Raw genomic sequence first — 11,078 nt, 5'->3', positions numbered from 1 at the left:
CTTTTTTAAATATTTTTGATTAAACCAGTTATATACAGACCTCCTGTTCATATGAGTTATGCGCGCGAGCTCGCTAATACTAAAGCCATTTTTTCTGACAATTAACTCAACTATTTGACCATAATGTTTATCCATAATCAATTTATCTATAGTTTGAACGAGTTCTTAGTGGTTTTGATAAATTATAATCTTTTGAATTATAAGTTCAATGTGTTAAACATGTAAAAGCCTTATTGCATTTTTTAAGAAAGCAATGGCTGATTTGTATGAGAAAGCTCCCGCTGATTTATTTTTACGGTAAGAGCACAATTGATATTATCAATAACCATAACAACCGATCTTCCCTGTATCTGAGCTATTTCTCCTTTATGATTTAAAAGCGGGCCATTGATAACTTTCACCATATCTCCAACATTAATATTTTCTAAAGAAATAGCTTCAATATCTGCATACTGTTTTACAATCAACTTTATTCGTTCAATTTCTGCATCCTTAATTGTAGCCGGCTTACCACCACTGGATATAAAATTCACTATTCCGGAGGTTTGCATAATTCGGGACTGCTCCCATTGGCCTGCCTGAACAAAGAGATATGAACGAAAGAGCGGCACTTCAATTATTTTATGTCTGTCAACCCATTGCTTGCTTGTTTTAACAAGGGGGCAAAAAGAATTAAAATTTTGCTCCTTTAATAATTGATCAACTTTTTTTTCCCACCTCGATCGCGTATAAAGAACCATCCAGTTTTTTTCATTTTTTTTCATGAGTAGCTTATTAAATAGACATAGTATTTATTGATTTTGTCTTCTAAATCCTTTTTGCCTCTCTTTTAAATGTTAAAAAATGTCCTCTAACATTGATTATTCTAAATTAAACCAAAAGAAGGCATGATTTCGGACTATGATAAGGTTGTGTACCAATTTGTGAAAACCTGTAAAGCCCGGGTGTTTTTTTGCACAGTTATGGCTCTTTTATGTTAAATATAATCCACAACGAATTATTGAGGGCGGTTAGATCGCAATAGGCGGCATCGTATTTTTTTTCTCACTATTACACAATTACTGGACAAGTATCCTAACAAAGGGGCTTTTTTAGCCCAGAATAATTAAACTTGTGACTAACAATAAGCGATATTTTATTTGCCATGACGCTTGCTATGTAAGTGAAAGAGCGAAGCATATTCAAGATTTAAGCTGTAACATTCGGGTCTGACAGACCTGGTTTATTCATGGGGAATGCTACGAATTACTGTTTCATTCCGAAGATCTTTCATTACTGGTTCCCTCAAATTTACGGTTGACTATATGTATTATGGCCAAAACTTTGACACTTAGAATTATATTATTGTTTTGTTTAAACACATTAGGGATCAGTAGTATTGCGCACGCTCGTTACTGGAAAGAGATGGCATACTCAAAATTTGATACCTGCGATCATGTGAGTACGTTACCCTGCAATGCAATAAAGGTTAATTTACCGTATAACTTGTCATTTAATGCGGGCGTAAGCAATAGCATAACCGATAAAAATGGGTTAGGAACGGGTTTTAAAACAGTAAATAATTATTCGGGTGTAAGGTTAGCGGCAGATGGGCAGCCATCTAATACCCAGGTGCCTGGTTATGAACGATCAAAAATAACGGTGACCGCCGGTCGCCTGCAGCTGGTGAGTAATAAAGGGATCGATTTTCTGACCAGCAATAATCAATTGAATGTTCTTGGGGTAAAGATAAGCACAGTTAAAAAGCTGCAGTTAGAGGTAAAAGTAATAAATCCCTATAATGKCACACAGTCACAACAGGCAGGCTTATGGTATGGTTTAAACGATAAAACCTATGTAAAGCTAAATATAAGCGGTAATAAGGTGGAGTTAAGGAGGGAGCTTAATGATGTGTCAAGCGGCGGAACCGGGAATGCCAACCCTGATCAGCGTATAACAGCTGTAATAAGCGGGCTTAATACCAAAACGGTAACACTGCGTTTAGTGATCGACTCGACAGCGCATACAGCAGAGGGTTTTTATTCAACAGATGGTGTAAACTACACCAGTACCGGGACCAGCTATACTTTGAAGGGAGTTAATATAGCAGGGATGGGCTTAACCGATAGCACAGCTTATGCAGGTATATATGCAAGTTACCGTAATGGATCCACAGCTATAACTTATAATTTTGATGATTTTGCAATATCCAATCTTGAACCCGCTTTAAAAACACTGGCCTTTTCACAAAGCACGTTAAAATTTACCTTAATAAAGGGGAGCCATGTTATACCACAGTCTGTTTACATCCAATCAAGTCAGGGGCATCCGGCTTTTACGCTATCAAAAACAAATGCCGATTGGTTGAACTTACCTCAAAACCCAACTGACACTATAATATTTAACTCAAATATTATAGATTCTACTACTAATGCAGGGAATTATCAGGCGATAATTACTTGTTCCGCACCCGGATATCAGCCAGCCACATTGTTAGTTAACCTTAATATTATAGATGCCATAAGGCAACAAACCGCCAAGATTAACTTTCAGGATGCGCAAACCGTACCTCCTTTGGGTTATATGAAAGATTATGGGCAACCCTTTGGCCCAAGAACGGGATTATACCAGGGAAGCGGATTGGAGTTCGGTTGGAGAAAAAGATCTGATGCGAGTCCGCTCAACTTAACTGCAAACACGCGTAACCGCAATACTCCCGAAGATGTTTTACTGGCTACTTTGATACATATGCAGGCTAATACAATTAGCGGCACATTTAACGGGGTAAAAACTGAAGGTTATTGGGAAACAAAAGTACCCAACGGGGTGTATGATGTAACCGTATCAGTTGGAGATGCTTTAGTTAACTCGGCACCTGAAAGTCATACCATTAACATTGAAGGAGTAAACTCGATAAATCATTTTATACCAAGCGGTAAACAGGGCAGTATAGGTCGTTTTAAATCGGCAACAACAAGGGTAACAGTAGCCAACGAGTATCTGACAGTTAATGCCGACGGAGGTACCAATACCAAACTCAATTTTGCCAGCATTGTTCCGGTTTCCTTAAGTCCTTATTTATATTGGGCTGTGAGTAATCAAAATTTGCTTATTAAAGCAGGAACATCGGCAACCAACTCGTTTTCGGTGTCTTTAGGCAGTTCAAATAATTTGGCAGCAACATATAATGTTACAGTAACTTATGCAAGTGGAGCTACTGGATGGTTAAGTTTTAACGCCACACAAACAGGGGTACAGCCCAACGTAGGGTTTAATTATACAACAGCTAAAAATTTACCCCTGGGCCTTTATAAAGCTACGGTAAAAGCAACATCGGGCCAATTTACAAGTGCAGTATTTCCAATACAAATAAGTGTTGTTGATAGTTTAAAACCATATGTTATTTCGTCAACCCCACAAAACGGAGCTGTAGATGTTGACCTTGGCACAGTCAGTATAGCAGCTAATAATTTGCACGTACCTGTTGTAGCCGGCTTCCAGGGAGGTGTTGATAACAGTACTATTACAAACACAACAGTAAAATTATACAAACAGGAAGATGCTGTCTTAACGCTTGTACCCGGTATAGTGCAAGGAACCGGCGGCGGAGATGCCATAAGTTTTTCCCCCTCATCAAGCTTGCTGCCTAATACTATTTACAAATTTGTTATTACATCAGGTGTAAAGTCATATGCTGGTGCTGCTTTTGCACCTTATGAAGCTACTTTTACTACTAAAGCAGCACAAATTGATTCATCTGCTCTTCTTAATGCTCAATTCACCAAAGTTCCTGTTCCCGGTACACAAAACAAAAAATATTGTTCTTTAAAAATCGGACCCGACGATAAGTTTTATGCTTTGAGGCTTGACGGAACAATTGAAAGGTACAATATTAACCATGCTAATGGTACGCTTACCATAGATAAAACGATAAGAACCCTTATTAACAAATATGGGACACGTTCTGCTATAGGTTTAACTGTTGATCCACGATCAACAACATCAAATGTAATTTTGTTGGTATCACACTCCTCGTCGGGACTTACCACGGCACCGGCATTTGATGGTAATATTTCACTTTTACAAGGCGACAGTTTGCAGGACGAGCAATTAATAATAACCAAACTTCCGCGTTCTACCCGTGATCATATGGTTAACGGATTGGCTTTTGGCCCCGATGGTGCGCTTTATATTTGCCAGGGGAGTAATAGCTCAGCTGGCTCGTTCGATAACGATTGGCAAAGGGCCGAAAGTTTGCTTTCAGGTACCGTTTTACGCCTGGACCCCAATAAGCTCAATGGATTAACTTTACCGCTGAATGTTCAAACCAGCTCTAATCAAAGTATCATAAATAATGCACCGGCAGTTGCAGCAACAATGAGCGATGGTACCTATAATCCTTATGGCAGCAATTCACCATTAACTATTTATGCTTCGGGTGTTCGTAATGCTTATGATCTGGTTTGGCATTCCAACGGTCAGCTGTATCTTCCAACCAACGGATCTGGCGGCGGGGGTAATTCTCCTGCTTCAGTAAATGGTACACGCCGGCCTGATGGTGCATTTTATAATGGCCCGCTTATACCTGCTACAATAGGTGTACAAGTTCAAAATGATTGGCTGTTTAGGGTTAACCCGGCTAAACCGGTAGGTTATTATGGCCACCCTAATCCGTTAAGGGGGGAATATGTGATAAACAGGGGATTTGCTGATAACCCGCTGTATTCGCCCTCAGTGGTGGCAGATGCGCGTTACCGCCCTGCATACAGTTTTGGATTAAATAACTCGCCAAACGGCTCATTAGAATATAAAAGCGCCACTTTTAACAACGCGTTAAAGGGAAAATTATTGGTTTGCAGATTTAGCGGCGGGGGGGATATTGTTGTCATGGAACCCGGTTCATTAGTGCAAACAACTTATCCAGGCAATGATGATCATATTTATGATATTGTAAAAGTTACTACAGGTTCTGGAAACAGCGGCCTGGTTGGAATGTCGGGATTTGCTAATCCGCTGGATATTGTGGAAGATGTTACTAACGGCAATTTATATGTAATTGAGTATAACTGGAACGATAACCCAAATCTTGTGGCGCAAATTACACTTTTAAAGGTTGCAGCGTCTTCACCTGCCCCAGCAATGCTTGCGGTTACGGCAGTACCGAAAACCCAGGCCAATGAATACCAGGACAAGGAGTATGAAGTAACATTAAGCAACAAAGGCGATGGAGTATTGAAGGTAAAAGATATTGGTATTTATGGCCCTGATGCTTCAAAATTTAAAATAGCCGATATACCATTGCCTGATAAAAAAGCTCCGTTAGTATTGAAAAAAAACAGTTCATTATCTTTTAAAATACTTTTACGATCATCAACTAATAAAGCTTTACAGGCCAGGCTTAAGGTTACAAGCGTGGAGGACACTATCAAAGAAGTAGCCATCAATAACACCCCCCGGATAGACTCCATAGTAAAAGGTGCAGGCGAAAAAAAAGAAGTAAAAGATCAGAAAAATGACGGCCGTGTTTTACAAGCTTATCCTAACCCCAATGGTGGAGGACCGCTTTATATAAAACTGAGAAATTTTAAAGTACATGAAACGGTTACTATTTCCCTATATACTATGGATGGTAAAAAACTTAAAACTATTGAACAGGTAACAAATTCACAGGGGCAAATGGATACCCGATTTGACATTAAGCCGGATAAAAATAAATACTATATCGTTAGGGCGGTTTATTTAACTGGAGTTAAGTATGCAAAGATTATTGTAAATAGTTTTAATTAAAACTGATGCCGGGACACGATATTATTAACTTCTTAGATGTACAAAATGGGTAATACTTTCTTAAAAAACATTAACAGAAGAATTTATTTATACACTATTTTATTTTGCGCTCTGGTATTCTTTGTTTGGGCTAATTATAAAACAATCATTAAAGCATCTACTCATAGGCATAAAGAAATTTCAGAAGCGTTACTTGGTTTGGCCGAAGTTCCGGTGATAGAATCCGTTAAGATAAATTTTCAAGATGATAAAACAAGTCCGCCGCCTGGATGGCTAAAAGATACCGGCGGGTCATTTGGATACCGGCCAGGTATTTATGAAGGTGCACAGCTTCAGTATGGATGGAAAAAACGGGAGGATGGTAAGCCGGTTGATCTCAGGGGGAACGCGAGGGCACGCACAGAACCTGAAGACGTTTTGCTTTCAACTTTTGTGCATATGCAAGCCAATCAAATCAATTCTTTTTTGTACGGAAAATTTAACGGAGAAAAAACTGAGGGGTACTGGGAAATAAAATTACTTAACGGTGTATACAAAGTTACTGTTGCCGCAGGTGATGGAGAGGTGGGTAAGGCTTATGAGAATAATTGTATCAATGTTGAAGGGGTTAAAGCGATATCAAACTTTTTGCCGTTAGGGCGAATCAGAAGCCCCGGCAGGTTCAAAACAGCCACAGTAACTGTAACGGTAAGCGATGGTTTCTTAACGCTTGATGCTGACGGTGGTACTAACACAAAAATTTGTTATGTTGAAATTGAGCCTGTTACCATAACACCTTATGTATACCTATCAGCAAGTACCCAAAATTTACTGATTGAAAATACCAGTAATGATACAAAAACATGCACCTTAAGGCTTAATAATTCATTGAAAAGCGATATAGCCTATGTTGTAAAAGCGTCATATGCAGGTGCGTACAAAAACTGGATAAGGTTTTTGCCAGGAAAATCGGCCAAAGATACATTACTGAATTTAGACTATTCGTTTGCAAAAAAATTGCCGGTAGGCAATTATATAGCAACCATCCGGGTGTTTGCTGATGGATTTACCAGCGCAGTGATAAATCTTGAATTAAGGGTGGTTGATCATAGGTCGCCATATGTAATATCATCAAACCCGGTTAACGGTGCCCGGATCATTAATAATTTGACAATAGCAGCCAATAACCTGTTTGTACCTGCTGTAAAGGGCTTTAAAGGCGGGGTTGATAATGGTACAATAAACAGTAAAACGGTTAAATTATTAAAGATCAGTAATGGCGAGATCTCATATGTGCAAGGGAGTGTTCAGGGGACCGGCGGAGGGGATGCGATAAGCTTTTCGCCATTAAGGTCACTTGAGGCTAATACCATATATAAATTTATAATAACCGATGGTGTAAAAACATACAGCGGCGCTTCATTTTTACCATTTGAAACAACTTTTTCTACAGGAGTAGCACAGGCAGATTCAAGCAATACCCTAAAGGCGGCGTTTACGAAAATATCAATTCCGGGAACACAAAATAAAAAATACACTTCTTTAACTTTTGGCCCCGATGGCAAGTTTTACGCGTTAAAAATAGATGGCAGTATAGAAAGATTTGATGTTGACCACAGCCGCGGAATGCTGGAGAATATGCAGGTTATTAATACACTCGTAAAAAAACACGGGGAAACAACCGCAATAGGTTTAACTTTTGATATCAAATCAACCGCGCATAACCTCATCGCATGGGTTTCATTTTCATCATCAGGTTTGGTTTCCGCACCAATATTTGATGGTAATATATCCAGATTAAGTGGTGATAACCTGCAGAACGAACAACTGATTATTACCAAATTGCCCAGGTCAACAAGAGATCATATGGTTAATGGTATGGCATTTGGACCCGACAGTGCTTTGTATATATCTGTTGGAAGTAATAGCTCCGCCGGGAAGTATGACAAGGGATGGCAACGGGATGAAACATTATTAGCTGGCGCCATACTACGGCTTGATAATAAAAAACTGGATAAAATAAAGCTCCCCCTTAATGTACAAACCAGTGCCGATCAAAATTTAATTAACCATGCTTCGGCCACTTCGTTAAAATTACCCGATGGTACGTATAATCCATACAGCATAAATTCCCCGCTTACCATCTACGCGTCCGGCATTCGTAATGCCTATGACATGGTGTGGCATAGCAACGGGCAGCTGTATGTTCCTGCAAATGGATCAGGAGGTGGGGGCAATTCACCCGCATCTGTTAAAGGCACGCGAAGGCCAAACAGAACCTATTATAACGGCCCTGACATCATTTCAACAATGAATGTACCGGTTCAGCATGATTGGTTGTTTAGAATAAACCCTAACAAACCGGTAGGCTTTTTTGGGCACCCCAATCCACTTAGAGGCGAATATGTTATCAACAGAGGGTATAGCGATAACCCTGTTTATCCGGTTAATACCAAGCCCGATGTAAATTACCGCGGCGCCGCTTTTGATTTTGGTTTTAATAAATCGCCAAATGGTGTTATTGAGTATAAAAGCAATGCCTTTCATGGTGCTTTAAAAGGAAAACTATTGGTTTGCCGGTTTAGCGGGGGGGGAGACATCATGGTTTTGGAGCCCGGATCTGGTGTTAAAGACCATGGCAACATCCATATTCAGGATGAACATTTATATGATATTGTACACACGGCTACCGGTGCCAGTAATTATGGATTGGAGGGAATGGCCGGGTTTGCTAACCCACTTGATATTACAGAAGATGTTACGAACGGAAATTTATACATCAGTGAATTTAACTGGAATGAAAATCCAAACCTGATATCTCAAATTACCCTTTTAAGAGTAAATAAAAAATCTGAGGATCACACTACCGCAAAGGTTTCAATTTCAAAACATTATTAAACAAGTGATATGAATCTATATCTATAAAACGCGATGCTGTAATCAATCAGTAAGTTTCTCCTTAGTTCCTTTTCTGTCAGAAATTAACCTGCTTTTAACGGTTTATAGAAAAATTACCGTCCCCCTCAACAATTTTAAAAAGACTGTTATGAAAAACATCAATTACCCAGGATTGGGTTTAGTAAAGCTGTGCAAAACAAATTTGATATTGGCACTTTTAAGTGTGTGTTGTAATTCCGTTTATGCGCAGGATGGCTGCAGCCCATTAAGTACCCTTCCCTGCACATCATTGCAGGTAACTTTGCCCTATAATTTATCGTTCAATACCGCCGTAAGCAACACCATAACAGATAAGAACGGACAGGGAACAGGTTTTACCACAGTAAATAATTATTCAGGTACAAGATTAGCTGTTGATGGCCAGCCGTCTAACAGTCTTGTGCCTGGTTATGAACCATCTAAAATTACGTTGACCGGTGGCCGGCTTCAGCTGGTGAGCAACAAAGGGATAGATTTTTTGACCAATAATAACCAGTTGAACATACTTGGTGTAAAGGTAGCCACGGATAAAAAGCTGCAGATAGATGTCAAGGTGATTAATCCCGCTAATGGTACGCTGTCGCAGCAGGCTGGTATATGGTATGGATTAAATGATAAAACATATGTTAAGTTAAATATAAGCGGAAATAAGGTAGAGTTGAGGAAGGAACTGAACGATGTATCCAGCGCTGTAGCCGGAACCGCCAATCCCGATCAGCGTATAACCGCGGTAATCAGCGGGCTTAATACCCAAACGGTGAGCCTGCGCCTGGTAATTGATCCTGCAACTAACACAGCCGAAGGTTTTTATTCAATTGATGGTGTAAATTATACCAGTACAGGTGTTGGTTATACGTCAACAAGACTTAGCATAGCGGGCATGGGCCTAACCGGTAGTACAGCCTACACTGGCATATCGGCTACATACCGTAATGCCTCAACTGCTGTTACTTATAATTTTGACGATTTTTCGATTACAGCTACTGATATTCCTGTATCTCAAAGTGTAAATATAGATTTTTTACCCAGCGGCTCTCCCGTACCAACCGGTTACACCGGAGATATAGGTTTACCATTTGATGCAACCCGGGAATATGGCTGGATAGATCCTGTTTCTAAACAACCGGTAGATCTTCAGGCCAATATGCGTATCCGCGCCGGTACTGGCGATGCAAAACTACGCTCGCTGGTACAAATGCAAGCTACAGCTAACAACCAAAAGCCAGGGACCTGGGAATATGCAGTGGCAAATGGGCCATACAGAGTAACAGTAAGCACTGGCGATGATGGCTATTATGATAGTAATCATCAAATAAATGTGGAGGGACTGCCAACTATAAGCGATTTTATACCTTCTTCACAACAAAAATACAGATCGGCAATATCAACAGTGCAGGTAACCGATGGGAAATTAACCATTAGTGCTACCGGTGGGATTAATACCAAGATGAACTACTTAACCTTTAGTCCGGCTGTTACGGTTACGGATGTTACCATTCCAACTGCAAGTGCCAGGTTATCGGGCTCACTTAAATCGGCTGGAGTTTATAACGATCAGGTGCAGATATTCATTACCGCGAACGATCTTGGTGGTTCTGGTCTTGCCTCGCTTCAATACGCTATAAATAATGGTGCATATATTAATTATACAGCACCATTTATTATTAATACTCCGGGTAATTACAGCCTGAAAGTAAAGGCAGTTGATGCAAATAATAACCAAATAATAACCAGTGATTATATTTTTAGTATAGCTACACAAACAGCAAGCGGAGCGTATATGGTTTTAAAAAATCCGGATGCCTTTCCTTCAGATGACCGCCTGGTTTTCTCATTGATTCAAACCCCATGGCGAAGAACGAGCCCTGACACAACCCCATATAATGCTAATCATGATAAAATAAAGCTTAGGATAAATAATAAAGGGACGGGAAAGTTGAACTTAAGCAAGTTAACTTTATCTAATCCCACAGCATGGAAAATAGTGTCTGTAAACACAGATACCACAGGGGCAGTGCCTATAGGGATAAACCCGGGAGCATTTGTAGATGTAACTATTCAGTTTAGGGCTAAAAATGCCGCCTCAAGAATCAAAGTATTTACCGATACCCTAACAATTGCCAGTAACGACAGTATATCTCCCGTAAAAAAAGTTGTACTTAGTGGAATTTGGCAAATTGCCGGCGAAGGCACTAATGAACCTTATGCAAGTCAGATAATACCTGCATTTGGTTTTAAGACAGCTACGGGTTATGGGCATGATGATGGTAATATTGATGGTACAACCCGTGTACCCAATTCAAGTGAAGTAGATGCAGCCTTTTTTGTTAGGGCCGATCCAAGTAAGCCAGTAACCGTTCGTCAAATGGCTGCCTATCATGGGTGCTGTTCGGCAG

4 protein-coding genes are annotated in these 11,078 nt (G+C 39.9%); 3 read left to right on the top strand and 1 reads right to left on the bottom strand.

The features are described 5' to 3' along the window. Positions 1-242: 242 nt before the first annotated feature. The gene (locus AC1DRQ_RS26505) at positions 243-764 is read right to left on the bottom strand and encodes a UpxY family transcription antiterminator (protein ID WP_429401383.1); all 522 of its coding nucleotides are present in this window, start codon (positions 762-764) and stop codon (positions 243-245) included. A 640-nt stretch (positions 765-1,404) separates the two neighbouring features. On the opposite strand from AC1DRQ_RS26505, the gene AC1DRQ_RS26500 reads away from it, so the two are divergent. The 3 genes from AC1DRQ_RS26500 to AC1DRQ_RS26490 form a co-directional block, all read left to right on the top strand. After that, complete coding sequence (locus AC1DRQ_RS26500) at positions 1,405-5,766, top strand: Ig-like domain-containing protein (protein WP_477428379.1); 4,362 nt, start codon at positions 1,405-1,407, stop codon at positions 5,764-5,766. Between the two features lie 45 nt (positions 5,767-5,811). Further along, on the top strand, positions 5,812-8,643 hold the full coding sequence (locus AC1DRQ_RS26495) for a PQQ-dependent sugar dehydrogenase (protein WP_477428377.1): 2,832 nt from the start codon (positions 5,812-5,814) through the stop codon (positions 8,641-8,643). Positions 8,644-8,791: 148 nt separating this feature from the next. After that, positions 8,792-11,078, top strand: a 2,287-nt coding sequence (locus tag AC1DRQ_RS26490) for an OmpL47-type beta-barrel domain-containing protein (protein WP_477428375.1), incomplete at its 3' end; no start/stop codon positions are given.

This window comes from Mucilaginibacter sp. P4_E8, assembly GCF_056401495.1.
This window is presented reverse-complemented; position numbering and strand designations above follow the sequence as displayed.

Coding starts and splice junctions, on each gene's coding strand:
- AC1DRQ_RS26505 (WP_429401383.1), bottom strand. CDS start 764: ATGAAAAAAAATGAAAAAAACTGGATGGTTCTTTATACGCGATCGAGG.
- AC1DRQ_RS26495 (WP_477428377.1), top strand. CDS start 5,812: ATGGGTAATACTTTCTTAAAAAACATTAACAGAAGAATTTATTTATAC.